This window comes from Pseudomonas sp. ANT_J28, from assembly GCF_008370005.1.
Classification (GTDB): Bacteria; Pseudomonadota; Gammaproteobacteria; order Pseudomonadales; family Pseudomonadaceae; genus Aquipseudomonas; species Aquipseudomonas frigoris.
This window is the reverse complement of record NZ_VOBM01000034.1, coordinates 13,520-39,975: the sequence shown is the minus strand read 5'-3', so window position 1 is coordinate 39,975 and position 26,456 is coordinate 13,520. Positions and strand designations below refer to the sequence as shown.

The 26,456-nt window shown below is 60.4% G+C and carries 19 protein-coding genes; 7 read left to right on the top strand and 12 right to left on the bottom strand.

Features of this window, described 5'->3' with window-relative positions:
- Positions 1–7: 7 nt before the first annotated feature.
- From gltB to FQ187_RS21670, 9 genes are all read right to left on the bottom strand, one after another.
- A complete protein-coding gene (gene gltB / locus FQ187_RS21715) occupies positions 8–4,453 on the bottom strand; it encodes a glutamate synthase large subunit (protein ID WP_149631037.1) in 4,446 nt (1,481 codons plus the stop codon).
- 350 nt (positions 4,454–4,803) lie between these two features.
- Positions 4,804–6,399, bottom strand: a complete 1,596-nt coding sequence (locus FQ187_RS21705; RefSeq protein WP_149631036.1) for an SPOR domain-containing protein — start codon at positions 6,397–6,399, stop codon at positions 4,804–4,806.
- Positions 6,400–6,409: 10 nt separating this feature from the next.
- Entirely contained in the window at positions 6,410–7,510 is a 1,101-nt protein-coding gene (gene aroB / locus FQ187_RS21700) for a 3-dehydroquinate synthase (RefSeq protein ID WP_149631035.1), read from the bottom strand.
- A 151-nt stretch (positions 7,511–7,661) separates the two neighbouring features.
- Positions 7,662–8,180, bottom strand: a complete 519-nt coding sequence (gene aroK, locus FQ187_RS21695; RefSeq protein ID WP_010464421.1) for a shikimate kinase AroK — start codon at positions 8,178–8,180, stop codon at positions 7,662–7,664.
- 4 nt (positions 8,181–8,184) lie between these two features.
- Positions 8,185–10,275, bottom strand: coding sequence for a type IV pilus secretin PilQ (gene pilQ / locus FQ187_RS21690; protein WP_149631034.1), 2,091 nt, complete (start codon positions 10,273–10,275; stop codon positions 8,185–8,187).
- Between the two features lie 13 nt (positions 10,276–10,288).
- Positions 10,289–10,816: a pilus assembly protein PilP gene (locus FQ187_RS21685; RefSeq protein ID WP_134101035.1), complete on the bottom strand. Its 528-nt coding sequence runs from the start codon at positions 10,814–10,816 to the stop codon at positions 10,289–10,291.
- A complete protein-coding gene (gene pilO, locus FQ187_RS21680) occupies positions 10,813–11,436 on the bottom strand; it encodes a type 4a pilus biogenesis protein PilO (RefSeq protein WP_149631033.1) in 624 nt (207 codons plus the stop codon). The genes FQ187_RS21685 and pilO overlap by 4 nt, the downstream gene beginning before the upstream one ends.
- A complete protein-coding gene (locus FQ187_RS21675; protein WP_149631032.1) occupies positions 11,433–11,999 on the bottom strand; it encodes a PilN domain-containing protein in 567 nt (188 codons plus the stop codon). Before FQ187_RS21675 ends, pilO begins: the two co-directional genes overlap by 4 nt.
- Complete coding sequence (locus tag FQ187_RS21670) at positions 11,999–13,063, bottom strand: pilus assembly protein PilM (RefSeq protein ID WP_149631031.1); 1,065 nt, start codon at positions 13,061–13,063, stop codon at positions 11,999–12,001. Before FQ187_RS21670 ends, FQ187_RS21675 begins: the two co-directional genes overlap by 1 nt.
- Before the next feature lie 218 nt (positions 13,064–13,281).
- Between FQ187_RS21670 and FQ187_RS21665 the strand changes: the two genes are divergently transcribed.
- Positions 13,282–15,723 (top strand): penicillin-binding protein 1A, encoded by a 2,442-nt coding sequence (locus tag FQ187_RS21665; protein ID WP_371925549.1) that lies wholly within the window; start codon positions 13,282–13,284, stop codon positions 15,721–15,723.
- 223 nt (positions 15,724–15,946) lie between these two features.
- Here the strand turns inward: FQ187_RS21665 and FQ187_RS21660 are convergent, their stop codons facing one another.
- The 3 genes from FQ187_RS21660 to rpmE form a co-directional block, all read right to left on the bottom strand.
- The gene (locus tag FQ187_RS21660) at positions 15,947–17,215 is read right to left on the bottom strand and encodes a malic enzyme-like NAD(P)-binding protein (RefSeq protein WP_033055361.1); all 1,269 of its coding nucleotides are present in this window, start codon (positions 17,213–17,215) and stop codon (positions 15,947–15,949) included.
- Between the two features lie 183 nt (positions 17,216–17,398).
- A complete protein-coding gene (locus FQ187_RS21655; protein WP_129439165.1) occupies positions 17,399–18,199 on the bottom strand; it encodes a thermonuclease family protein in 801 nt (266 codons plus the stop codon).
- Between the two features lie 14 nt (positions 18,200–18,213).
- On the bottom strand, positions 18,214–18,447 hold the full coding sequence (rpmE, locus tag FQ187_RS21650; protein ID WP_028621753.1) for a 50S ribosomal protein L31: 234 nt from the start codon (positions 18,445–18,447) through the stop codon (positions 18,214–18,216).
- A gap of 290 nt (positions 18,448–18,737) precedes the next feature.
- Here rpmE and FQ187_RS21645 point away from each other — a divergent pair, with 290 nt between their 5' ends.
- The 6 genes from FQ187_RS21645 (at position 18,738) to FQ187_RS21620 (ending at position 26,353) form a co-directional block, all read left to right on the top strand.
- Entirely contained in the window at positions 18,738–20,957 is a 2,220-nt protein-coding gene (locus FQ187_RS21645) for a primosomal protein N' (protein WP_149631029.1), read from the top strand.
- A 183-nt stretch (positions 20,958–21,140) separates the two neighbouring features.
- Positions 21,141–22,877, top strand: coding sequence for an arginine--tRNA ligase (argS, locus tag FQ187_RS21640; RefSeq protein ID WP_149631028.1), 1,737 nt, complete (start codon positions 21,141–21,143; stop codon positions 22,875–22,877).
- A gap of 1 nt (position 22,878) precedes the next feature.
- On the top strand, positions 22,879–23,595 hold the full coding sequence (locus FQ187_RS21635; RefSeq protein ID WP_149631027.1) for an SPOR domain-containing protein: 717 nt from the start codon (positions 22,879–22,881) through the stop codon (positions 23,593–23,595).
- Positions 23,596–23,894: 299 nt separating this feature from the next.
- The gene (hslV, locus tag FQ187_RS21630) at positions 23,895–24,425 is read left to right on the top strand and encodes an ATP-dependent protease subunit HslV (RefSeq protein ID WP_007899242.1); all 531 of its coding nucleotides are present in this window, start codon (positions 23,895–23,897) and stop codon (positions 24,423–24,425) included.
- A 55-nt stretch (positions 24,426–24,480) separates the two neighbouring features.
- Positions 24,481–25,821, top strand: coding sequence for an ATP-dependent protease ATPase subunit HslU (hslU, locus tag FQ187_RS21625; RefSeq protein WP_149631026.1), 1,341 nt, complete (start codon positions 24,481–24,483; stop codon positions 25,819–25,821).
- A gap of 154 nt (positions 25,822–25,975) precedes the next feature.
- Positions 25,976–26,353 (top strand): gamma-butyrobetaine hydroxylase-like domain-containing protein, encoded by a 378-nt coding sequence (locus FQ187_RS21620; RefSeq protein ID WP_008149540.1) that lies wholly within the window; start codon positions 25,976–25,978, stop codon positions 26,351–26,353.
- Positions 26,354–26,456 lie beyond the last annotated feature (103 nt).

Here is a 26,456-nt window from a genome sequence, read left to right as displayed (position 1 = left end):
GCGCATATCACTGCGGGTTGGCACGGGTGCTGGAAAGCAACGATTTCAGGTTGGCAGCCTTGGGCTTGACCAGCCAGAAACGACGCAGATAGTCATCGAGGTTTTCAGCGAGGTTACGACCCCACTCGCTGTCGGTTTCCTCGACGTATTCGTTCAGCACGCGTTGCAGGTGGCTGCGATAGGCTTCCATCGCCTCACCGCTGATCCGCTGGATTTCCACCAGTTCGTGGTTGACCCGGTCAACGAAGGTGTTGTCCTGGTCGAGCACGTAGGCGAAACCGCCGGTCATGCCTGAGCCAAAGTTGTAACCGGTCTTGCCCAATACGCAGACGAAACCACCGGTCATGTACTCGCAGCAGTGATCGCCCGTGCCTTCCACTACGGTGTGAGCACCGGAGTTACGCACCGCAAAACGCTCGCCCGCGGTACCGGCGGCGAACAGCTTGCCGCCAGTGGCGCCGTACAGGCAGGTGTTGCCGATAATGGCGCTGTCCTGAGTCTTGTAGACGCTGCCCTTCGGCGGAACGATGACCAGTTTGCCGCCGGTCATGCCTTTGCCGACGTAGTCGTTGGCGTCGCCTTCCAGGTACATGTTCAGGCCGCCAGCGTTCCACACGCCGAAGCTCTGACCAGCCGTCCCTTTGAAGCGGAAGGTGATCGGCGCGTTCGCCATGCCTTGGTTGCCGTGTTTGCGAGCGATTTCACCGGAGATCCGCGCGCCGATCGAACGGTCGCAGTTGCAGATATCCAGGGCGAAATCGGCGCCGCTCATGTCGTTGATGGCCGAGGTGGCCATGTCGACCATTTTCTCGGCCAGCAGACCTTTGTCGAACGGCGGGTTGCGCTCCACCTGGCAGAACTGAGGCTTGTCTACCGGGATGTGATCGCTGCCCAGCAATGGCGTCAGGTCCAGGTGTTGCTGCTTGGCGGTCTGGCCTTCGAGGATGTCCAGCAGATCGGTACGACCGATCAGCTCTTCGAGGGAGCGTACGCCCAGCTTGGCCAGCCACTCACGGGTTTCTTCGGCGACGTAGGTGAAGAAATTCACCACCATGTCGACGGTGCCGATGTAGTGATCCTTGCGCAGCTTCTCGTTCTGAGTCGCGACGCCGGTGGCGCAGTTGTTCAGGTGGCAGATACGCAGGTACTTGCAGCCCAGCGCGATCATTGGCGCGGTGCCGAAGCCGAAGCTTTCAGCGCCGAGGATGGCAGCCTTGATCACGTCGAGGCCGGTTTTCAGGCCGCCGTCGGTTTGTACCCGCACTTTGCCGCGCAAGTCGTTGCCGCGCAGGGTCTGGTGAGTTTCGGCCAGGCCGAGTTCCCACGGCGCGCCCGCGTATTTGATCGAGGTCAGCGGCGATGCGCCGGTGCCGCCGTCGTAGCCGGAGATGGTGATCAAATCCGCGTAGGCCTTGGCCACACCGGCGGCGATGGTGCCGACGCCCGCTTCTGCAACCAGCTTCACCGAGACCAAAGCCTTCGGGTTGACTTGTTTCAGGTCAAAAATCAGCTGCGACAAATCTTCGATCGAATAGATGTCGTGGTGCGGTGGAGGTGAGATCAGGGTCACGCCCGGCACTGCGTAACGCAGTTTGGCGATCAGACCGTTGACCTTGCCGCCTGGCAGCTGACCACCTTCGCCGGGCTTGGCGCCCTGAGCGACTTTGATCTGCAGCACTTCAGCGTTGACTAGATATTCCGGGGTCACACCAAAACGGCCAGTCGCGACTTGCTTGATTTTCGAGCTCTTGATGGTGCCGTAACGCGCCGGGTCTTCGCCGCCTTCGCCGGAGTTGGAACGCGCACCGAGGCGGTTCATGGCTTCGGCCAGGGCTTCGTGAGCTTCCGGCGACAAGGCGCCGAGGGAGATGCCCGCGGAGTCAAAGCGCTTGAGCACCGACTCCAGCGGTTCGATCTCGCTGATGTCCAGCGGCGTGTCCAGGGTTTTGACCTTGAACATGTCACGGATCATCGACACCGGACGGTTGTCCACCAGCGCCGTGTATTCCTTGAACTTGCTGTAGTCGCCCTGCTGCACAGCGGCTTGCAGGGTGCTGACCACGTCCGGGTTGTAGGCGTGATATTCGCCGCCGTGGACGAATTTCAGCAAACCACCTTGCTGGATCGGCTTGCGCGGGCTCCAGGCTTCGGCGGCCAGGGCTTTCTGCTCGGCTTCGATGTCGACGAAACGCGCGCCCTTGATGCGGCTTGGCACGCCACGGAAGCTCAGGTCGCAGACTTCTTCAGACAGGCCAATGGCTTCAAACAACTGCGCACCACGGTAAGACGTGATGGTCGAGATACCCATCTTCGACAGGATCTTCAGCAGACCTTTGGTGATGCCTTTGCGGTAGTTCTTGAACACTTCGTAGAGGTCGCCCAGGACTTCACCGGTGCGGATCAGATCGCCCAGCACTTCGTAGGCCAGGAACGGATAGACCGCCGAGGCGCCGAAACCGATCAACACTGCAAAGTGGTGCGGGTCGCGAGCGGTGGCGGTTTCCACGAGGATGTTGGAATCGCAACGCAGGCCTTTTTCGGTCAAGCGGTGGTGCACCGCGCCGGTGGCCAGGGAGGCGTGGATCGGCAACTTGCCCGGGGCAATGTGACGGTCACTCAGCACGACCTGGGTACGACCGGAGCGCACGGCTTCTTCAGCCTGATCGGCGACGTTGCGGATCGCCGCTTCGAGGCCGACGCTTTCGTCGTAGTTGAGGTCGATGATCGCGCGCTCGAAGCCCGGACGATCGAGGTTCATCAGCGAGCGCCACTTGGCCGGGGAAATGACCGGCGAGCTGAGGATCACGCGCGAAGCGTGTTCCGGCGACTCCTGGAAAATGTTGCGCTCGGCACCGAGGCAGATCTCCAGCGACATGACGATGGCTTCACGCAGCGGGTCGATCGGCGGGTTGGTGACCTGCGCGAACTGCTGACGGAAATAGTCGTACGGCGTGCGCACGCGCTGGGACAGCACGGCCATCGGCGTGTCATCGCCCATCGAGCCAACGGCTTCGTAGCCTTGCTCGCCGAGCGGACGCAGCACCTGATCACGTTCTTCGAAAGTGACCTGGTACATCTTCATGTACTGCTTGAGCTGATCGACGTCGTAGAACGCCGAACCGTGGTCGTTGTCTTCCATGGTCGCCTGAATGCGCAGGGCATTCTTGCGCAGCCATTGCTTGTACGGATGACGGGACTTCAAGCGGTTGTCGATGGCGTCGGTATCGAGGATCTGGCCGGTTTCGGTGTCCACGGCGAAGATCTGACCCGGGCCAACGCGGCCCTTGGCAATCACGTCTTCAGGCTGGTAGTTCCAGACACCGATTTCCGAGGCCAGGGTAATAAAGCCGTTTTTGGTGGTGACCCAACGCGCCGGACGCAGACCGTTACGGTCGAGCAGGCACACTGCGTAGCGACCGTCGGTCATTACCACGCCGGCCGGGCCGTCCCACGGTTCCATGTGCATCGAGTTGTATTCATAGAACGCACGCAGGTCCGGGTCCATGGTTTCAACGTTCTGCCACGCAGGCGGAATGATCATCCGCACGCCACGGAACAGGTCGATACCACCGGTGACCATCAACTCGAGCATGTTGTCCATGCTGGAGGAGTCAGAACCGACACGGTTGACCAGCGGGCCGAGTTCTTCCAGATCCATCAGATCGTTGGTGAACTTGGTGCGACGGGCCACGGCCCAGTTGCGGTTACCGGTGATGGTGTTGATCTCGCCGTTGTGGGCGAGGAAGCGGAACGGCTGAGCCAGCGGCCATTTCGGCAGGGTGTTGGTCGAGAAGCGCTGGTGGAACACGCAAATCGAGGTTTGCAGGCGCTGGTCGCTGAGGTCTGGATAGAAGGCGGTCAAATCCGCCGGCATCATCAGGCCTTTATAAATGATGGTCTTGTGCGAAAAGCTGCAGACGTAGTGATCGGCGTCGGCGGCGTTGGCCACGGACGAGCGACGACGGGAGGTGAACAGCTTGACGGCCATGTCCTGATCGCTCAGGCCATCACCGGCGATGAACACTTGCTCGATCTGCGGCAGGCGCTCAAGGGCCAGGCGACCGAGGACGCTGGTGTCGATCGGCACTTTGCGCCAGCCGACGAGGGTCAGGCCAGCAGCGAGGATCTCGCGGTTCATGTTCTCGCGAGCGGCTTCGGCTTTGACCGGATCCTGGTTGAAGAAGACCATGCCCACCGCATATTGCTTGGGCAGTTCGACGCCGAAGGTTTCCTGGGCGATGGCTCGCAGGAACACATCCGGCTTTTGAATCAGCAGACCGCAACCGTCACCGGTCTTGCCGTCGGCGTTGATCCCACCGCGGTGGGTCATGCAGGTCAGGGCTTCGATGGCCGTTTGCAAAAGGGTATGACTGGGCTCGCCCTGCATATGGGCTATCAGGCCGAAACCGCAGTTATCCTTGAATTCATCTGGTTGGTACAGACCTGCTTTCATAGACACTTTCTCACCAGGCTGCCTCTTTTCGAGGCAAATTTCTTTTCAATTCAACCACTTACCATCCGCGCCGAACGTACGCCAGCTTTGCGGGGGCAAAAGGGAGGTCATTGTACACACCGACACAGAGGCTCACAAATTTGACGACGAAATGTCGCAAATCTATGTCGCATTTGTGAAAGGTTTAAAGCGATATGCTGTGCTAGTCAAAACTTTTTTAATTTTGACCGCAACGACTCAAAGACTACTGTGACGCAGACACCACAAGGCACGCGGCCTGTAGAGGCGGCATGCACTTGTAGAAATTTTGAGGTGCCGGGAGAGGCGGCCTGGGTAAGGCCGCCGAATCTTCAGCGAGTTGTTGCCAGTTCCTGTTGGACGCTGGCGACAGTGCGAGGCCAAGGTTTACCAGCCTGAACCTTCGCTGGCAAGGCCTTGATGGCGGTAACGGCTGCATCGCGGTTGGCGAAGCTACCGTAAGTGATGACGTAAAGCGGCTTGCCATTGAGGACTTTCTTGAAATAACGGTACTCGCCGCCCTGCTCCTTGACGAAGGATTGCGCGGCCGCTTCGGAGCTGGTGCCGAGAATCTGCACCACGTAGTTACCCGGCGCTTGCCCTGCGTACCAGGTGCCGCCAGCGGCTTTGGCCACAGCGGCTGGTTTCTCGGCAGGCTTGGCAGCAGCAGCGGCGGCGGGCTTGGCTGGCGCTGGCGCTGGCTTCACGGCAGGCGCAACCGGGGCTGGCTTGGCAGTCGCTACCTGAGTCGGAGCAGGTACAGGCTTGGTGGCTGGCGTCGGTGCAGGACCGGCCGACAGACCTGCTGGAGGCGCGGTGGTGGTCACGGTCGGCGGCGTAGCGCTCGAACCTCCGACCGGCACACCGTCATCGCCTTCGGTGATGCCACCGGCGGCTTCGGCCAACGGACCACGCATGACCGGCTGTGAGTTGCCGACCAGCGGCAACGGCATCGGCTGCGAGTTACCGGCGAATTCGACGGCAGGCGCGCCGCCGCTGTTTGGTTGTGGCGTGCCCTGGCCGAGCGGCAGTTGCGCCTGTTCGTTGGCAGGTGCGCCAGTGGTCGGTGCTTTGCTGCGACCCGGCATCAACCAGGCGGCAGCTACCGCGACCACGACAACGGCGGAAATCGCCAATACGTGTTTCTTCGGCATGTTGAACCCCATACTTGGACGCTTCACCGCTGAGCGGCTGGCAATCATGGCTTCGATCATTGCATCGCGGGCAACCTGGTTGATGGTGCCAGGCCAACCGTCGGAGTTTTCATGAATATCAGAGATCTGATTCGCGGTGAAAAGTTCGATACCCCGGCCGGCGCCTTCGAGACGCTGGTCCAGATATTCGCGGGTTTCTTCTTCGGTGTAAGGCTGCAATTCGATGACGTGGAAACGCTCTTCCTCGAGGCTGAGCGCCTCCAGTTGAGCAATCAACGACGACTCACCGAACAGGAACACATGCGGGCGACCTTCCGGTGCACCGGCGGCCAGGGCCAGCAAGGCCTCCAGCGCGGACTCGTCGAGTTGCTCGGCGTCATCCACCAGCAAATAGACTTCCTGCCCCGTCAGCGCAAGTTGCACCACTTGAGCCAGAATCGCGCCGATCTCGGCCTGGGCAACGTTCAGCGCCTGAGCCACCTGACGCAGCACGCCGGCCGCATCACCGGCGCCACGGGCGGAAACCACCACGCTCTGCACCGATTGCTTGTTGGTGCTGGCCACCAGAGCCTGACGCAACAGCGTCTTGCCACTGCCTTGCGGGCCGGTGACGACCAGCAGCAACTGACTGTAGCGTGCCAGGTGATGCAGTTGCCCCAGCACCGGTTTGCGCTGGGCCGGGAAGAATTTGAAGCCAGGCACCCGTGGAGAAAAAGGGTCATGACTCAACTGGTAATGGCCGAGGAAAGCCTCGTCGGCGTGCAAACTAGTCATCGGGATCTTATTAACCTTTAAGCTGAGCCAGAGCGCGGTAATCCGCTCCCAGCGTGGCCTGTAAAACCTCTTTCGGATAATCGTCGGTCACCACCGCTTCGCCCATGTGGCGCAGCAGCACCAGGCGCAAACGACCGTCGATCACTTTCTTGTCAATTGCCATGTGTTCGAGAAAATCGGCTTCAGTCATCTCTTCAGGCGGAATGACCGGCAGGCCGGCACGCTGGAACAGACGAATGACGCGATCGCGCTCTTGCTCGCTGATCCAGCCCAGGCGCGCGGACATTTCCAACGCCATTACAGTGCCAGCAGCGACTGCCTCACCATGTAGCCAGACACCATAGCCCATGTGGGTTTCGATGGCATGGCCGAAGGTGTGACCCAGGTTGAGCGTGGCCCGAACTCCGGTCTCCCGTTCGTCGGCACCGACCACCGCAGCCTTGGCCGCGCAAGAGCGCTCGATGGCGTAAGTCAGGGCGACCTGATCCAAGGCGCGCAGGCGATCGACGTTGTCTTCAAGCCAGGTCAGGAACGGCTCGTCGCAGATCAGCCCGTATTTGATGACTTCAGCAAGCCCGGCGGACAGTTCGCGGGCCGGCAGGGTGTTGAGGGTGGCTGTATCGATCAGCACCACGTTCGGCTGATAGAACGCACCGACCATGTTCTTGCCCAGCGGATGGTTGATCCCGGTCTTGCCGCCCACAGAGGAGTCGACTTGCGACAGCAGCGTGGTCGGGATCTGAATGAAATCGACACCACGCTGGTAGCAGGCGGCAGCAAAACCGGCCATGTCACCAATCACACCGCCACCGAGGGCGATGACCGTGGTACGGCGGTCGTGCCGTGCGGTCAGCAGACCATCGAAAATCAGCTGCAGGGTTTCCCAGGTCTTGAAGGCTTCGCCGTCCCGCAGCACCACGGAAACCACCGAGAACTGTGCGAGGCTGCGGGTCAGACGCTCGAGATAGAGCGGCGCAACGGTCTCGTTGGAGATGATCGCCACTTGCCGTCCGCGAATATGCGGGGCCAGTAGCTCAGGCTGATCCAACAAACCTTCGCCAATATGAATCGGGTAGCTGCGCTCGCCTAGATCGACCTTGAGTGTCTGCATGTGTCCCCACAGTGAAGATGGAATCAGGCGTCCTGCCTTGAGTTAACGAATGTCCACGGCGTCTGCTGGTGTGACGCCGTTCGATAGCCATCCGCCACAACCTTGAGCGGCCATGACAGGACGCCGAGGATAGCGCATTTCGCGCTGCGCTTTAACGGGGAGGTAGCTGCTGCAAGCGTTCGAGAATATCGAGCACCACCATTCGCGGCGGCCGCTCATCGGTTTCCACCACCAGATCGGCGATTTCCCGATAAAGCGGATCGCGGATCGCCAGCAGATCCCGAAGGGTCTTGGCCGGATCGGCAGTACGCAACAGGGGTCGATTGCGATCGCGGGAAGTGCGGCCCACCTGCTGCTCGACAGACGCATGCAGATAGACCACCCGCCCCCCGGCGTGCAGCGCCCGGCGATTGGCCTCGCGCATCACCGCGCCGCCGCCGGTCGCCAACACCACGCCATCGCAGCCACACAGTTCGGCAATCATCGCCTGCTCGCGGTCACGAAAGCCCGGCTCGCCTTCCTTATCGAAAATCCACGGGATATTGGCGCCCGTGCGCAATTCAATTTCCTTATCGGAATCTTTGAACGGCAGGCGCAGCTCTTTGGCCAGCAACCGGCCGATGGTGCTTTTTCCAGCCCCCATCGGTCCAACAAGAATCAAATTTCGCACAGAATCAATGACTCACAGCAATCGCCTGGTTATTCATGATACGCGGAGTGAGAAATACCAGCAGCTCGGATTTTTTCTCCGAAACCACGTCACGCCGGAAAAGGCGGCCAAGATACGGCACATCACCGAGAAATGGCACCTTATCTACAACCTTGCTCTGAGTATTTGAGAAAACCCCGCCAATCACGATGGTCTCGCCGTCGTTGACCAAGACCTTGGCATTGACCTCGTTTTTCTTGATCGGCGGTACATCCTGCACCTTGTTCAGGTAGTCCGGTTCGTCCTTGGTGACCTTGACCTCCATGATGATCCGGTTGTCCGGGGTGATCTGCGGCGTCACCTCCAGAGACAGCGAAGCCTCCTTGAACGACACCGAGGTAGCGCCGCTGGAGCTGGCTTCCTGATAGGGGATCTCCGTGCCCTTGAGGATTTTCGCGGTTTCCTTGTCCGAGGTGACCACCTTGGGCTGCGAGACGATTTCGCCGTTGCCGGTCTTCTCCATCGCCGTCAGCTCAAGATCCAGCAGCACATTGTCGGTGATGAAGGCGATGCCGAGCCCCGAGGTGTTGGCGGCGGTACCCAGGTCGACGAATGGCGAGTTGGTGCTGGTGCTGCCAGGCGTACCGATGGTCGACGAAGCATTAGCCCCATTATTGCTGACGCCCGAGGTGTTCCAGTTGCCCTTGTTCTGCAACGAACCACCCCAACGCACGCCGAGGCTTTTGTCATAGTCGACGTTGGCTTCGACGATGCGCGCCTCGATCATCACCTGACGCACCGGGATATCCAGTTGCGCGACGATACGGCGCAGTTCGTCGAGGCGATCCTGGGTCTGGTAGGCAATGATGTTGTTGGTCCGCTCATCCACCGTGATCGAGCCCCGCTCGTCGGCTTTTGCCTCGGCACTGGTCACCGACTGGAACAGCTTGGCGATATCGGCAGCTTTGGCGTAGTTGACCTGCAACAGTTCGCGACGCAGGGGCGCCAGGTCAGCAATCTGCTTCTGCGACTCAAGCTCCTGGCGCTCGCGGGCAGCGATTTCATCGGCCGGCGCCACGAGCAGAACGTTGCCGATCTTGCGCTTGTCCAGGCCCTTGGTTTTCAACACCAGATCCAGCGCTTGATCCCACGGCACGTTCTGCAAACGCAGCGTGATGCCGCCCTGCACCGTGTCGCTGGCCACCAGATTGAGATTGGTGAAATCGGCGATCAGTTGCAGCACCGAACGCACATCGATGTCCTGGAAATTCAGCGAGAGCTTTTCACCGGTGTAGGCGAAACGTTCGGTGTTGCGTTTCTGCAAGTCATCGACGGTCATCGGCCGGATGCTGACGGTCAGCTTGTTGTCGGTCTGGTAAGTCGAATAATCGAAGGCGCCGCTGGGCTCAATGCTGATCATGGCCCGATCGCCCGTGGCGCTGGCGTTGACGAACTGCACCGGCGTGGCGAAATCCTTGACGTCCAGACGTACACGCAACGGTTCAGGCAATTGGGTCTTGGCGAAACCGAGGATGATCTTGCCGTCGCGCTCCTGAATGTCCGGGGCGATGGAAGGATCCGACAGATCGATGACCACATTGCCTTCGCCCTGAGTGCCGCGCTGGAAATCCACACCCCGGATGGCCTTACCTACCGGCGCATAGGCTTTCGCCGCGGCCGGCGTTGCAGTCGCTGCCCGCGGTGTTTTGAGCGCTGGGCTGGAGGCCGTTTTGTTGGCGCCTTGCCCGACCACCACGAATAGCGTGTTGCCTTCGACCCGTGCGTTATACGGAGTCAACTGGGTCAGATTGATGATCAGTCGTGTACGGTCCTTGGCCTGCACCACCGTGGCGCTGCGGGCGTTTCCGCCGCCCAGGTCACGATTTTTGCTTTTCAGCTGACTGACGACGCCAGGCAGATCCAGCGCAATCCGTGCAGGCGATTCCGTGGTGTAACCGTGAGGCGGCGGTGGCGGCCCATCGAACGACAACTTCAACTCGACGCGGTCCCCCGGCAGCGCGGCGACATCCAGCGCTTTGAGGTTGGCCGCTAGTACCATCGGCGACAGCAACGCTATCCATAGCGAAATACCGAAGGTTGAGAAAATCCTGTTCATTATTCGAGTTCCACTATGAGTGCTCTTTCAAAGGGATGGTCCGCGGCCGCTCCAGCCAGGCGCCTTCGCCGTCGGGAACGATTTCGACCACATCGACCTGCGAGCCGCTGATGGCGACGATCCGCCCATCGTTACGCCCCAGGTAATCGCCGACTTTCAACCGGTGCACCCCGCCCGCCCCGCGCAGCAGCGCAAAGGAGCCGGTCGCATTGGCGATCGTTCCGACCATTTCAAACTGCTCGATGTTGAAACCTTCGAGGTACTGCTTGACCCGATTCGGGTCAGGTTTGACGTTGCGCGAGCCGTGTTTCTGGCCGGCCAGATCGACTCTGATCTGTCGGGAAAACGGGCTTCGCAGGTTGGCGGCGCTGTAGGTGAATGTTGGGTAAGACCGAAATGTCGGCGTTGGTTCAATCTTGCCGGGCGCACGCAAACGCATTTCGTTCATGTACGCATCCAGGTCGCTGAAGTCATTGTCGCTGCCGCAACCGGCCAGGCTGGCGACCAGCACAACCATCGAAAAACAACGAATCGGGCTCATTTTTGCAGCCCCTTGTCGTTGTAGCGGTAGGTCTTGGCGAGGATGCTCATGCGCAATTTCGGGCCACCTTCCGGGTTGGCCGGCGCAAGGTCGAAATCATGCAGGGTGACAATCCTTGGCAGCCCGGCGACGCCGCTGACGAAGGTGGCAAGGTCGTGATAGGCACCGGTGACGGTGATCTGGATCGGCAACTCGATGTAGAACTGCTGCGTGTTCTCCGGCAGCAGTTTGATCTCTTCGAACTCCAGGCCACTGCCCAGGCCGGTGCGAGTGATGTCCTCCAGCAGACCGGGCACTTCGGTGTCACTGGGCAATTGCCGCAGCAGCACGCCAAAGGAGTTCTCCATTTCCTTCATCTGCTGCGTATACAACTCCAGATTCGCCGCCATATGGGCTTTGTTGGCGAATTGCTCCTTGAGGGTCGACTCTTCCTCGCGCTTGAGTTCGAGATGGCTCTGAAGGTCGCTGATGGAAAAACTGTAGCCCAGTGAAAGCACCAGGATCATCAGCAGGATACCCGCCAGTGCCTTGATGGCTGGCGGCCAGGAACCCATGTTATTGGTGTCAAGGTCATTGATGTCGATCTTGCGCAGGCCTTCGAACCATTCAGTCAGCCTCATTTGCCGCCCTCCGCAGCGGCGGGCTGAGTCTGACGAACGGTCAGCTGAAAGACGTTGGCCTGATCCAGCTGACCGGCGGTCGTCGCTTTGACTTCCGTGAGGCTGGGCGCATCAAACCAATCGGACGCATCCAGATTGCGCATCAGGTCTGACACACGATTGTTGGACTCCGCCGCTCCGGTGATGGACAAGGACTTGCCGGCCATTTTCACCTCAGTGAAATACACGCCGTCAGGCAGCGTCCGCGCCAATTGATCGAAAATACGCCCGCTGATCGGCCGGTTGCCTTGCAGGTCCTGAATGATGCGCATGCGCTCGACCAGTTGCTGGCGACGGGCTTTCAAATCACTGATCTGTTTAATCCGCTCGTCGACCACGGCAATCTGTTTGCCGATGTAATCGTTACGAGCCACTTGCCGATCGATAGCGCCATTGATGGCCTGGTTCGCGATCAGCACCGCGCCCACGGCCCCCACCATCACACCGACCAGCGCCAGCAAAAAGCGTTTGCGGCGCGCTTCACGCTGCTCTTCGCGCCAAGGTAAAAGATTGATCCGCGCCATCAGTCGAAACTCCTGAGGGCCAGTCCGCAGGCGATCATCAGTGCCGGCGCATCGCTGGCCAGGGCACCGGCGTTGACCTTGCTGCCCAGGGCCATGTCGGCGAATGGGTTGGCCACTTGTGTCGGCGTACCCAATCGCTGTTCGATCAACCGGTCCAGCCCCGGGACAGATGCGGTACCGCCGGCCAGCAGAATGTGATCAACCGAGTTGTACTGACCGGAGGCGAAGAAAAACTGCAACGAACGCGACACCTGCTGCACCAGCGCATCGCGAAACGGCTGCAACACCTCGCTGACGTAATCGTCCGGCAAACCACCCTGTTTCTTCGCCAGCCCCGCCTGCTCAAGGGTCAGACCATAACGTCGCTGGATTTCCTCCGTCAGTTGACGACCACCGAACAATTGCTCGCGGGTGTAGATGATCCGCCCCTGGTGCAGCACGCTCAGGGTGGTCATGGTGGCGCCGATATCGACCACCGCTACCGTCAGACGCTCCTGAGAAGCCGCCAGTTGGCTCGTCAGCAATCCGTAGGAACGCTCCAGCGCATAGGCCTCGACGTCGACCACGCGCGCCGTCAGGCCGGCCAGGGCCAGGGCCGCTTCCCGGACCTCGACGTTTTCCTTGCGACAGGCCGCCAGCAGCACATTGACTCGCTCGGGGTTGCGCGCAGAAACGCCCTGTACCTCAAAGTCGATGGCCACTTCGTCCAATGGATAAGGGATGTATTGATCGGCCTCGATTTTCAGCTGGTTTTCCATTTCGTCGTCGGAAAGACCGGCGTCCATCTCGATGGTCTTGGTGATCACCGCCGAACCGGCCACGGCCACGGCGACGTTCTTGAGGTTGGTTCTGGCCTTGAGCAGCACGCGCGCGAGGGCCTGCCCTACGCCTTCGAGCTCGGCGATATTTTTCTCGACCACCGCGTTGGTGGGCAAAGGTTCCACCGCATAGGCCTCGACCCGATAGCGGTCGCCTTGGCGGCTTAGCTCCAGAAGCTTGACCGACGTGGAGCTGATGTCGATCCCCAGAAGCGTATTGGCCTTTTTATTGAAGAGTCCTAGCACTACCAATTCCCTATGACTATCCGTGTCTTACGGACTCTGTAATATCCGTTGCGTTCAAACCACCCGTCTTGACAGCAGCGCAAATGACGCCCTCGACGGAAAAATGCTTATAATGCCCAGCGTTTTTTTCCGGTTTTTACTTCAAGCGCGGGTCGTTCCCTGTTTATCTGAACCCTGATGCCAAATTCATTCTTTGCCCTGGATGTCCAAAAGCCTTGATTCGTCTGCTGAAATTTTTCGGTTGGTCCATCGTCGCCGTTTTCTGCGGACTGCTCCTCGGTCTTAGCGGCGCCTTTCTCTACCTTAGTCCGGGTTTGCCATCCGTGGAGGCGCTGAGAAGCATCCAGTTGCAGATTCCTTTGCGGGTCTTCAGCAGCGACAACAAGCTGATCGCAGAATTTGGCGAAATGCGCCGCACACCGATCCGGTTCGCCGACATTCCCCCCAATTTCATTAATGCGTTACTAAGTGCTGAAGACGACAACTTCGCCAATCACTATGGTGTCGACCCCAGCAGCCTGATGCGCGCGGCCACCCAGCTGGTAAAAAGCGGACATATTCAGTCCGGCGGCAGCACCATCACCATGCAGGTGGCGAAGAACTTCTTCCTGACCAGCGAACGCAGCTTCTCGCGCAAAACCACCGAAATTCTCCTGGCGCTGCAGATTGAACGGCAGTTGACCAAGGACGAGATTCTTGAGCTGTACGTCAACAAGATCTATCTGGGCAACCGCGCCTACGGCATCGAGGCCGCCGCACAGGTTTACTACGGCAAGTCGATTCGTGACGTCAGCCTGGCGCAGATGGCGATGATCGCCGGCCTGCCAAAAGCCCCCTCGCGCTTCAACCCGCTGGCCAACCCGGCGCGCAGCAAGGAGCGTCGCGACTGGATCCTTGGGCGCATGTACAAGCTCGGCAAAATCACCGAAGCCGACTACACCACCGCGATCAACGAGCCGCTGAACGCCAGTTATCACGTGCCGACCCCGGAAGTGAATGCGCCGTACATCGCTGAAATGGCCCGCGCCGAAATGGTCGGCCGTTATGGCAGCGACGCCTATACCGAGGGTTTCCGCGTCACCACCACGGTGCCGAGCAACTTGCAGGAAATGGCCAACACCGCGGTTCACGAAGGGTTGATGACCTACGACCAGCGTCATGGTTATCGCGGCCCGGAGTCGCGCCTGCCGGGCAAGACTCGCGAGGCCTGGACAACCGAGCTGACCAAGCAGCGCACCATCAGCGGCCTTGAACCTGCCATCGTCACCCAGATCGACAAGACCGGCTTGCAAGTGATGACCCGTACCGGTGACGAACACGTCGGCTGGGACAGCATGAAATGGGCGCGTCCATTCCTCAACACCAACAGCATGGGCGCCAATCCGAAGCAGCCTTCGGACGTCGCCCAGGTCGGCGACCTGATTCGTGTGCAACGCCAGCCGGACAACTCGCTGAAATTCAGCCAGATCCCCCAGGCTCAGGGCGCGCTGGTTTCCCTCGATCCGCAAAACGGCGCCATTCGCTCCCTGGTCGGCGGCTTCGCCTTCGAACAGAGCAACTACAACCGCGCCATGCAGGCCAAGCGCCAGCCGGGATCGAGCTTCAAGCCATTCGTCTACAGTGCCGCGCTGGATAACGGCTATACCGCCGCCAGCCTGGTGAACGACGCACCGATCGTGTTCGTCGACGAGTACCTGGACAAGGTCTGGCGCCCAAAGAACGACACCAACACGTTCCTCGGCCCGATCCGCTTGCGTGAAGGCCTGTACAAGTCGCGTAACCTGGTTTCGATCCGGTTGGTGCAAGCCATGGGCGTTGGCAGGACCATCGACTACATCACCCGCTTTGGCTTCAACAAGCAGGACCTGCCGCCCAACCTGTCGTTGGCGCTGGGCACCGCAACCCTGACGCCGATGGAGATCGCCACCGGCTGGAGCACCTTCGCCAACGGCGGCTTCAAGATCACCCCCTACATCATCGACAAGATCGAAAGCCGCAATGGCGACACGCTGTTCGTCGCCAACCCGCCGAGCGTCCCGAAAGGCAACGTCGCCACCGACGGCATCGCCGCCCCTGTCGCGGCCAACGCCTTCACCGTCAACGCAACTCCGGGCGAAGCCTTGACCGCCCAGCCAGCGCCACAAACGCCGGCCGTGGCCGAGCGCATCGTCGATGGTCGCACCACGTTCATCCTCAACAGCATGCTCGAGGACGTGATCAAACTCGGCACCGGCCGCCGCGCCCTGGCCTTGGGCCGCAGCGATATCGCAGGCAAGACCGGTACCACCAACGAGTCCAAGGACGCCTGGTTCTCTGGCTACAACGCTGATTACGTCACCACCGTCTGGACCGGTTTCGACCAGCCTGAAAGCCTGGGTCGCAAGGAGTTCGGCGGCACCGTCGCCCTGCCGATCTGGATGAGTTACATGGGCGCCGCACTCAAAGGCCTGCCGCCCCATACGCAGGCAGAGCCGGAAGGCATCCTCAGCCTGCGAGTCGACCCGGTCAGCGGCCGTGCAGCCACCCCAAGCACGCCAGGCGCCTACTTCGAGCTGTTCAAGGCCGAAGACACGCCACCGTCGGCCAACGAGCTGGGCAACGGCACTGCGCCGGGCAGCCCACTGCCTGCGGATGAAGCGGCGCCGATCGATTTGTTCTGATCGCCTGAAGCTGCAAAAAGCCCCGCCTTCGAAAGAAGTGCGGGGCTTTTTGTTGTGGCGCCTGTCAGGCCGCCATCGCGAGCAAGCTCCCACATTGGAATGCGTACCCCTGTGGGAGCGGGCTTGCTCGCGAAGAGGCCAGCACAACCGCTGCAAAACCCACAGGCAAAAAAAAGCCCCGACTCGCAAGAGCCGGGGCTTTGTGTTGAAGCGCTAAAACGACTTAGCCGTTGAACACGTCATCCACGCTTTTCAGCGGGTAGTTCTTCGGATACGGCAGGGTCGCTACGCCGGTCTCGATCGCGGCCTTGGCCACGGCATCGGAGATCACGGTGATCAGACGGGCATCCATTGGTTTCGGAATGATGTACTCACGACCGAATTCCAGTTTGATGCCGCCGTAGGCGTCGCACACTTCCTGAGGAACCGGCAGCTTGGCCAGTTCACGCAGGGCGTTGGCCGCAGCCACTTTCATTTCTTCGTTGATGCGCTTGGCGCGAACGTCCAGGGCACCACGGAAGATGAACGGGAAGCCCAGCACGTTGTTGACCTGGTTCGGGTAGTCCGAACGGCCGGTGGCCATGATCACGTCGTCACGGGTGGCGTGAGCCAGTTCCGGGGAGATTTCCGGGTCCGGGTTGGAGCACGCGAACACGATCGGGCTGGCCGCCATGGACTTCAGGCCTTCAGCGCTCAGCAGGTTCGGGCCGGACAGACCAACGAACACGTCCGCACCTTTCAGGGCGTCGGCCAGTGTGCGTTTTTCAGTCGCGTGAGCGAAAACAGCCTTGTACTGGTTCAGGTCGTCACGGCCGGAGTGGATCACGCCGGTACGGTCAACCATGAAGATGTTTTCGATGTTGGCACCCATGCTCACCAGCAATTTCATGCAGGAGATGGCGGCAGCACCGGCGCCCAGGCAGACGATCTTGGCGTCAGCGAGGGTTTTGCCAGCGATTTCCAGGGCGTTGATCATGCCGGCCGCAGTAACGATCGCGGTGCCGTGCTGGTCATCGTGGAATACCGGAATGTCGCACTGCTCGATCAGAGCGCGTTCGATCTCAAAGCACTCAGGCGCCTTGATGTCTTCCAGGTTGATGCCACCGAAGGTGATGGAGATGCGCTTGACGGTGTCGATGAAGGCTTGCGGGCTTTCGGAGTCGACTTCGATGTCGAAAACGTCGATGCCAGCGAAGCGCTTGAACAGCACGCCTTTACCTTCCATCACTGGTTTGGAAGCCAATGGGCCGAGGTTACCCAGGCCGAGAATTGCGGTGCCATCGGAAATGACTGCAACCAGATTGCCCTTGCCGGTGTACTTGTAGGCGAGTTCAGGGTCGCGGGCGATTTCGCGGACTGGTTCGGCTACACCGGGGCTGTAGGCCAGCGACAGGTCGCGGGCGGTAGCGGTGGCTTTGGTGAGCTCGACGCTCAGCTTCCCTGGACGAGGATGGGCATGATATTCGAGAGCGGCAGTTTTCAAATCAGACATATGGGCATTCCGCTTTTTACTGTGGGACAGACGGACCGCCGAGGATACTCGTGTCGCAAAGTCCCTACAAGACTGACCGGTCACCCCTGTCAAGCGCCCGGCCCTACGACTTTGGACCAAGAGCCGCGGAACACAAGGGATATACTGTTCACAATCAGCATAAAAAATGTCTACAATTTTTTATCACTGCGCCATCTGAAGCATCGCCGGGTCGGTCAATGGCAGAAGCCAGCGCGCCTGCCCTTCTTTCAGTCCGCCACGCCGCGAACGGTCCAGCACCCAGCCGCGCGCCTCTATCTGCTTGCCCTTCAACCGCTCAAGATCCGCAATATCGAACTGGCCCAACACATTGGGTGCAACGCGCAGTACAACCGAATCCTGCAACTCGATCCAAACCCCGCCGCGATTGCGCTGAACCTTGCTCACACGACCGCTGAGCACAGCGAAACCGGAAGCGCTGATCTGCTCCGCTTTCAGTACAGGGGATTGACGCCACAACCCGAGTCCGGCCTGACGGGCGCTGTGTTCCGCCGCTTGCTGGCAGTCGACCAGATCGACATTCGGCGCGACTGCCACCTGGAAACCGAGTCCTTCAGCGAGCATCTGCGCTTCAAGGTTGGCGCCATCGGCGCTGTAGACATGGGCCAAGGTACGGCCGTAATGGTCTTTGCTTTCTTTACCGGGCAATAAACCGACCCGTCCGTCGCTGGCAGCCACCAGTGCTTCCAGGCGTTGGCGTGCCGCCACCGCGAACGGCTCGTCGGAGCGGCCTTTCTTGCCCAGTTCCGGCGTATTCAAACCGATCATGCGCACGCTGCGACCATCGCTCAGACGCAGCGTGTCACCATCCACCACCCGCTGCACCGCAATGGATGTCAGCCCGCTCGGCGCCGGGCAGAAGGCCTGGGCAGCGGAAAGCCAAATCGCAGACATAAAAAAGGCGCCCGCAAGGGACGCCTTTTTCATCAGCAAGGTAAAGCCCATGGGGCTTTGCAACCTTACTCTGCAGCAGCAGGAGCTTTGGCTTTGCCAAAAGCACCGAAACGGTCTGCGAAGCGCTGTACACGGCCGCCAGTATCCAGAGTCTTCTGCTTACCGGTGTAGAACGGGTGGCACTCGTTGCATACGTCAGTACCCAGTGGCTTGCACAGGTTCGAACGAGTTTCGAACTTGTTGCCGCAGCTGCAAGTTACTTCGATGGTTTCGTACGCTGGATGGATATCGGCTTTCATGGTGTATTCCTCAGGCTAGTGTGCCGCCACTCAACACTATTGTTGAATACCGCACATAATTAGGCCGCGGATTCTACCAGACAATGCCATTCACGCAAGCTGTCACTGAGACCGACCGTCTGCTAGGCTCCCGGCCTAATACGCGCCCTTTGTGGGAGCGGGCTTGCTCGCGAATACGGTGTGTCAGGCAACGATGATGTGTCTGATCCACCGCATTCGCGAGCAAGCCCGCTCCCACAATTAATAGGCGTCCGACTTCTTTTACTGCCCGCTTATCGAGATCCCCCCGCGTGCCCAACGCCATTCTGCGCCTCGCCTTGCCTTCGCCCCTGCGCCGCCTGTTCGATTACCGTGCCCCGGCCGGTGTCCTGCGCGCCCAGTTGCACCCCGGCATGCGCTTGCGGGTGCCGTTCGGCCGGCGGGAGATGATCGGGATTTTGGTGGAGGTCACCGACACCAGTGAAGTCCCGACAGAGAAGCTCAAGCCGGCCCTGGCACTGCTCGATGCCACGCCGCCCCTGCCGCCAGCGCTGTTCAAACTGTGCCTGTGGACGTCCCAGTACTACCAGCACAGCCTCGGCGACACCTTGAGCTGGGCGCTGCCGGTGTTGCTGCGTCAGGGTGAACTGGCCGAAGCACGGCAGGAGCGCTTCTGGTCCGCCGCGCCCGGCGCCAGCCTTGATGACCCGCGCATCGCTCGCGCCCCGCGTCAACGGGAGGCACTGGCGACTCTGGCCCAGCATCCCCACGGCGTCGCCCATCAGTTGTTGAGCAAACTGATGCTGAGCAAGGACAGCCTGGATTTGCTGCTGGCCAAGGATCTGGTGCAAGTCGAAATCCGCAAACACGCCCCCGACGCCCGCCACGAACACTGGCTGGCGCAACCGGAATTGCCGCTCAACCCCGAGCAGCGTGCGGCCTATGAGGCGATCCGCGCAGGGTTCGACAGTTATCACGCGTTCCTGCTGGCCGGCGTCACCGGCAGCGGCAAGACCGAAGTCTATTTGCAACTGATCCGCGAAACCCTTGAGGCCGGCAAGCAGGCGCTGGTACTGATCCCGGAGATCAACCTCGGCCCGCAGACCCTGGCGCGCTTCGAGCAGCGCTTCAATGCACGCATCGCGCTGATCCACTCGGCGGTCAACGATCGCGAGCGCCTCGAAGCCTGGCTCGCCGCCCGGGACGGTGATGCCGACATTATTATCGGCACCCGCTCGGCGCTGTTCACGCCGATGAAGAACCCCGGCCTGATCATCATCGATGAAGAGCACGACGGCTCCTATAAACAGCAGGAAGGCCTGCGCTATCACGCCCGCGATCTGGCATTGGTGCGCGCACGCCAGGAAAACATCCCGATTGTCCTCGGCTCCGCCACGCCTTCGCTGGAAAGCCTGCACAACGCCTACACCGGTCGTTATGGCCTCCTGCGATTAAACGAGCGTGCCGGTGGCGCCAAGCAGCCGCGCTTCCTGCGCCTGGACGTGAAAAGCCGTCCACTGGACAGCGGCATTTCCGGACCGATGCAGCAGGCCATCGGTCAGACGCTGGCCGCTGGCCAACAAGTGTTGGTGTTCCTCAACCGTCGCGGTTTTGCGCCCACGCTGCTGTGCCATGACTGCGGCTGGATGTCCGAGTGCCAGCGCTGCGATGCGCGAATGACCGTGCACCAGCGCTCAGGCGAACTGCGTTGTCACCATTGTGGCTACGTCGAACGCGTCCCTCGGCATTGCCCGAAGTGCGGCAAAGTCGATTTACGCCCCGTCGGCGCCGGCACCGAGCGCGCCGAAGAGCGGCTGTCCATTCTGTTCCCGGACGTCCCGGTGCTGCGGGTCGACCGCGACAGCACTTCGCGCAAGGACGCGATGAATCAGCTGTTCGCGACCATTCAGAAGGGCCATCCGTGCATTCTGGTCGGCACGCAAATGCTTGCCAAAGGGCATCACTTTCCACGAGTGACGCTGGTGTCGATTCTCGACGCCGATGGCGGATTGTTCTCCGGCGACTTCCGCGCCAGCGAGCGCATGGCGCAGTTGATCGTCCAGGTTGCCGGGCGCGCAGGCCGGGCGGAAGAGCCGGGTAAAGTGATCATCCAGACGCACCTGGCCGACCATCCGCTGCTGGTGCAATTGACTGAACAGGGCTATTTCGCTTTTGCCGAACAGGCGTTGAGCGAACGGCGCTCGGCGGGTCTACCGCCGTTTGCGCACTTGGCACTGCTGAGGGCCGAAGCGCATAAACCGGGGCAAGCTGAAGGTTTTCTTGATGAGGCGTGCAGCGAGGCCGAACGTTTGCTGGCCGAACAGAACCTGACCGGGATTGAACTGCTAGGGCCGGTGCCGGCGCCGATGGAACGCCGGGCCGGGCGTTATCGTGCGCAGTTGTTGCTGCAAGCGACGGCCCGGGCGCCGCTGCATCGACTATTAAGCAGCTGGCTGCTGGTGTTGGAGCAGATGCCGAGCGGGCGGGCGGTGCGTTGGTCCCTTGATGTGGATCCGGTCGATTTGTATTGAAAGATCAAGATCAAAAGATCGCAGGCTTCGCCAGCTCCTACCCTGCGATCTTTGCCGCTTTTGTCACCACATATCCATAACCTGCCCGCTATAGTTGGCAAGCCCGTCTTCGCCACGGATAATGCCCAGTTTTTCCACCAGCGCATCCAAGCGCCGCCGCGCTTGCGGTCGACAGAGAACACCATGAAAGACACCATTCGCCAGCTGATCCAACAAGCCATCACCCAACTCGTCAACGAAGGTGTGTTGCCTGAAGGCCTGTCGCCGGCGATCCAGGTGGAAAACTCCCGTGACAAGACTCACGGTGACTTCGCCAGCAACATCGCGATGATGCTGGCCAAACCGGCCGGCATGAAGCCGCGCGATCTGGCAGAGAAAATCATCGCCGCGCTGCCGGCTGACGAAAACGTCACCAAGACCGAAATCGCCGGCCCCGGCTTCCTGAACTTCTTCCAGAACACCCAGGCCCTGGCCACTCGCCTGGACGCCGCCCTGGCTGACGCCCACATCGGCGTGCGCAAGGCCGGCCCTGTGCAGCGCACCGTGGTTGATCTGTCGGCACCGAACCTGGCCAAAGAGATGCACGTCGGCCACTTGCGCTCGACCATCATCGGCGACGGCGTGGCGCGCGTACTGGAATTTCTCGGCGACGAAGTGATCCGTCAGAACCACGTCGGCGACTGGGGCACCCAGTTCGGCATGCTGATGGCCTACCTTCAGGAAAACCCGATCACCAGCGACGAGCTGTCGGACCTGGAAAACTTCTACCGCGCCGCCAAGCAACGCTTCGACGAATCCGAAGAGTTTGCTGATCGCGCCCGTGGTCTGGTGGTCAAGCTGCAAGCCGGCGACCCGGACTGCCTGGCGCTGTGGACCAAGTTCAAAGACATCTCGCTGTCGCACTGCCAGAAAATCTACGAACTGCTGAACGTCAAATTGACCATGGCCGACGTGATGGGCGAAAGCGCCTACAACGACGACCTGATCAACGTGGTCAACGACCTCAAGGCCGCTGGCCTGCTGGTCGAGAGCAACGGCGCCCAGTGCGTGTTCCTCGACGAGTTCAAGAACGCCGACGGCGACCCGCTGCCGGTGATCATCGTCAAGGCTGACGGCGGTTACCTCTACGCCACCACCGACCTGGCGGCGGTGCGTTACCGTAGCGGCAAGTTGAAGGCCGATCGCGCGCTGTACTTTGTCGACCAGCGTCAGGCCCTGCATTTCCAGCAAGTATTCCAGGTCGCGCGCCTGGCAGGCTTCGTGACGCACCCGATGGACATGGAACACATGGGCTTCGGCACCATGAACGGTAAAGATGGCCGTCCGTTCAAGACCCGTGATGGCGGCACCGTGAAGCTGATCGACTTGCTGACCGAAGCCCAGGAGCGCGCTTATACACTGGTGAAGGATAAGAACCCGGAGCTGGCCGATGACGAACTGCGCAACATCGCCAAGGTCGTGGGCATTGGCGCGGTGAAATACGCCGACCTGTCCAAGCACCGCACCAGCGACTACAGCTTCAACTTCGACCTGATGCTGAACTTCGAAGGCAACACCGCGCCGTACCTGCTGTACGCCTACACCCGCGTGGCCGGCGTGTTCCGCAAACTCGGCAAGGACTTCAGCGAAGTCGAAGGCCAGATCGTCCTCGAAGCCGCGCACGAACACGAATTGGCGGCGAAGCTCGCGCAGTTCGGCGAAGTGCTGAACAACGTTTCCGACAAAGGCACGCCGCACATCCTGTGCACCTACCTGTACGATGTCGCCGGCCTGTTCTCCAGTTTCTATGAGAACTGCCCGATCCTCAGTGCCGACACTCCGGCGCAAATGCAGAGCCGTCTGCGCCTCGCCGCGCTGACCGGTCGCACTCTCAAGCAAGGCCTGGAACTCTTGGGTCTGGAAACTCTGGAGCGTATGTAAGTTGGCTGCCAAGAAAAAACCTGCACCCAAGCGTGGCGCCAGCCGTTACCAAGCTCCTGCAAAGCAACCGATCCCGGGCTGGCTGTGGATGGCCATCGGCCTGACGGTCGGCGCGTTCATCGTTTTCCTGATGAAACTGGAACCGGGCAAGGGCAGCGAGAGCGTCAAGCGCGAGAAGCGCGAGAAGATCGAGCAGCAGAAAGCCACCAAGATCGCCGAGGCCAACAAGACCCCGCCGAGCCCGACGCAACCGGTGAAGCCGAAGTACGACTTCTACACGTTGCTGCCGGAATCGGAGGTCATCGTGCCGCCGGATGCCGTGCCGGAGAAAACCCTGCCGACGCCACAAGTGCCGGCCATTCCGACGACGCCGGTCACGCCAGAGCAAGCGGCGAAGATCGATACCGCGCGGGCTCAGGCCGCACTGGCCGGGATTACCCCGCCGCCAGCGCCACCGGTGTCCAAAGCGGCGCCAGTGACCAAGTTCTTCCTGCAGGCCGGCTCGTTCCGCAAGGAAGCTGACGCGGACAAGGTTCGAGCGCAGATTATTTTGCTGGGTCAGGCTGTGGCGGTTGAATCCGGCACCGTGAAAGACGAAACCTGGTATCGGGTATTGGTCGGACCGTTCAGCAACCGCGAACAGCTGACCACAGCCCAGAAACAACTGGCCGGCAGCGGGTTCAGCAACCTGTTGTTACAACAACGCCAAAGCCGATAAAGAACATGGCCTCACCGATTGTGTTGGGGCAGATGCCGCGGGCGGCCTGAAACATCGGGCTGCCCCATTCGCGAGCAAGCCCGCTCCCACACTGGATCTGTGTTGTTTGTAGGTTTGATGGCAAACGCAGAATCAATGTGGGAGCGGGCTTGCTCGCGAATGACGGCAGCACCCGCAACCCACCTCTTGCTGTCACCCCACCATTCGTCCCCTCTCCCTTCCTACAGTTGAAATACGCTCCACCACCCCCATATGAGTTGGCATAAGGCATTTTCGCCCCGCTGCGTGGAGACTCTCCCTTGACCACCATCGTTTCAGTTCGCCGCCACGGCAAAGTCGTCATGGGCGGCGACGGCCAGGTTTCTCTCGGCAATACCGTGATGAAAGGCAACGCGAAGAAAGTTCGCCGCCTGTACCACGGCCAGGTGATCGCCGGTTTTGCCGGAGCCACCGCTGACGCCTTCACTCTCTTCGAGCGTTTCGAAGGCCAGCTTGAGAAACATCAGGGCCACCTGGTTCGCGCCGCTGTCGAACTCGCCAAAGAGTGGCGCACTGACCGCTCCCTCAGCCGCCTCGAAGCCATGCTCGCGGTCGCGAACAAAGACGCCTCCCTGATCATCACCGGCAACGGCGACGTGGTCGAACCTGAAGAAGGTCTGATCGCCATGGGCTCCGGCGGTGGTTACGCCCAGGCCGCCGCCAGCGCACTGTTGAAGAAAACCGATCTGTCGGCCCGGGAAATCGTCGAAACCGCCCTCGGCATCGCCGGCGACATCTGTGTATTCACCAACCACACCTTCACCATTGAGGAGCAGGACCTCGCTGAGTAAGCCTGTTTTGGCCACCACGCCACGGCTCACTTTTACCTGAGGACCGCCAATTATTATGTCCATGACTCCCCGTGAAATCGTCCACGAACTCAATCGCCATATCATCGGCCAGGACGATGCCAAGCGCGCCGTCGCCATCGCGCTGCGTAACCGCTGGCGCCGGATGCAGCTGCCTGAAGAGCTGCGCGTTGAAGTCACGCCAAAAAACATCCTGATGATCGGCCCGACCGGTGTCGGTAAAACCGAGATTGCTCGTCGCCTGGCGAAACTGGCCAACGCACCGTTCATCAAGGTCGAAGCGACCAAGTTCACCGAAGTCGGCTATGTCGGCCGCGACGTTGAATCGATCATTCGTGACCTGGCCGACGCGGCGATCAAGCTGCTGCGCGAACAGGAAATGACCAAGGTTCGCCACCGCGCCGAAGACGCCGCCGAAGAACGCATCCTCGACGCCCTGCTGCCACCGGCACGCATGGGTTTCAGCAACGACGACGCCGCACCGTCGGCCGATTCCAACACCCGTCAGCTGTTCCGCAAGCGCCTGCGCGAAGGTCAGCTGGATGACAAAGAGATCGAAATCGAAGTCGCCGAAATGGCCGGTGTCGATATCTCCGCGCCACCGGGCATGGAAGAGATGACCAACCAGCTGCAGAGCCTGTTCGCCAACATGGGCAAGGGCAAACGCAAGAGCCGCAAGATCAAGGTCAAGGAAGCACTGAAACTGGTGCGTGACGAAGAAGCCGGCCGCCTGGTCAACGAAGAAGAGTTGAAGGCCAAGGCGCTGGAAGCGGTCGAGCAGCACGGCATCGTGTTCATCGACGAAATCGACAAAGTCGCCAAGCGCGGCAACACCGGTGGCGTCGACGTCTCTCGTGAAGGCGTACAGCGCGACTTGCTGCCGCTGATCGAAGGCTGCACCGTCAACACCAAACTGGGCATGGTCAAGACCGACCACATCCTGTTCATCGCGTCCGGTGCGTTCCACCTGAGCAAGCCGAGCGATCTGGTGCCTGAGCTGCAAGGTCGCCTGCCGATTCGTGTCGAACTCAAGGCGCTGACGCCTGAAGATTTCGAACGCATCCTCAGCGAGCCGCACGCGTCGCTCACCGAGCAATATTGCGCCCTGCTAAAAACCGAAGGCCTGGTGATCGAGTTCCAGCCGGACGGCATCAAGCGTATTGCCGAGATCGCCTGGCAGGTCAACGAGAAAACCGAGAACATCGGTGCCCGTCGCCTGCACACGCTGCTTGAGCGTCTGCTTGAAGAGGTGTCGTTCAGCGCCGGTGATCTGGCCAGCGTCCACGACGACAAGGCGATCCTGATCGACGCCGATTACGTCAACAGCCACTTGGGCGAATTGGCGCAGAACGAAGACCTGTCCCGTTATATCCTGTAAGCCATACTTACAAGTGAGCGCGGACCTGTGGGAGCGGGCTTGCTCGCGAAAGCGGTCTGACATTCAACATTGATGTTGAATGTTATGGCCCCTTCGCGAGCAAGCCCGCTCCCACATTTGAACCGAGCTCGCCCACACAAATGGATTGCCGGTCATGACCCAACTCCCCACCGACATCAAACTGCACAAAGCCTCGAAAACCCTGTCGCTGAAATACGCGTCCGGTGAGGAACATCACCTGCCCGCCGAGTTCCTGCGCGTGCACTCTCCTTCCGCCGAGGTCCAGGGCCACGGCAAACCTATCCTGCAATTTGGCAAGATCGGCGTAGGCCTGACCAAGGTCGAACCGGCCGGTCAGTACGCACTGAAATTGACCTTCGACGACGGCCACGACAGCGGCCTGTTCACCTGGGAATATCTGTACCAACTGGGCGTGCGCCAAGAGGATCTGTGGAACGATTATCTTGCCGAACTCAAAGCCGCTGGAAAAACCCGCGACCCGAACGAATCCATCGTCAAGCTGATGCTCTAGCTCAGGCCTTTCGCTCATTAGAGGGCATTTTCTAATTCCATCTGTTTGAATGCTCCGCTTCCGGGCCGACGATTGGCCTGCTTGCGAAAAAAATTAAACTCGG

Excerpts from the sequence above, each read along its gene's own strand:
- gltB (WP_149631037.1), bottom strand. The coding sequence starts at position 4,453 with ATGAAAGCAGGTCTGTACCAACCAGATGAATTCAAGGATAACTGCGGT.
- FQ187_RS21705 (WP_149631036.1), bottom strand. The coding sequence starts at position 6,399 with ATGACTAGTTTGCACGCCGACGAGGCTTTCCTCGGCCATTACCAGTTG.
- aroB (WP_149631035.1), bottom strand. The coding sequence starts at position 7,510 with ATGCAGACACTCAAGGTCGATCTAGGCGAGCGCAGCTACCCGATTCAT.
- pilQ (WP_149631034.1), bottom strand. The coding sequence starts at position 10,275 with ATGAACAGGATTTTCTCAACCTTCGGTATTTCGCTATGGATAGCGTTG.
- FQ187_RS21685 (WP_134101035.1), bottom strand. The coding sequence starts at position 10,816 with ATGAGCCCGATTCGTTGTTTTTCGATGGTTGTGCTGGTCGCCAGCCTG.
- pilO (WP_149631033.1), bottom strand. The coding sequence starts at position 11,436 with ATGAGGCTGACTGAATGGTTCGAAGGCCTGCGCAAGATCGACATCAAT.
- FQ187_RS21675 (WP_149631032.1), bottom strand. The coding sequence starts at position 11,999 with ATGGCGCGGATCAATCTTTTACCTTGGCGCGAAGAGCAGCGTGAAGCG.
- FQ187_RS21660 (WP_033055361.1), bottom strand. The coding sequence starts at position 17,215 with ATGTCTGATTTGAAAACTGCCGCTCTCGAATATCATGCCCATCCTCGT.
- FQ187_RS21655 (WP_129439165.1), bottom strand. The coding sequence starts at position 18,199 with ATGGGCTTTACCTTGCTGATGAAAAAGGCGTCCCTTGCGGGCGCCTTT.
- rpmE (WP_028621753.1), bottom strand. The coding sequence starts at position 18,447 with ATGAAAGCCGATATCCATCCAGCGTACGAAACCATCGAAGTAACTTGC.
- argS (WP_149631028.1), top strand. The coding sequence starts at position 21,141 with ATGAAAGACACCATTCGCCAGCTGATCCAACAAGCCATCACCCAACTC.
- hslU (WP_149631026.1), top strand. The coding sequence starts at position 24,481 with ATGTCCATGACTCCCCGTGAAATCGTCCACGAACTCAATCGCCATATC.
- FQ187_RS21620 (WP_008149540.1), top strand. The coding sequence starts at position 25,976 with ATGACCCAACTCCCCACCGACATCAAACTGCACAAAGCCTCGAAAACC.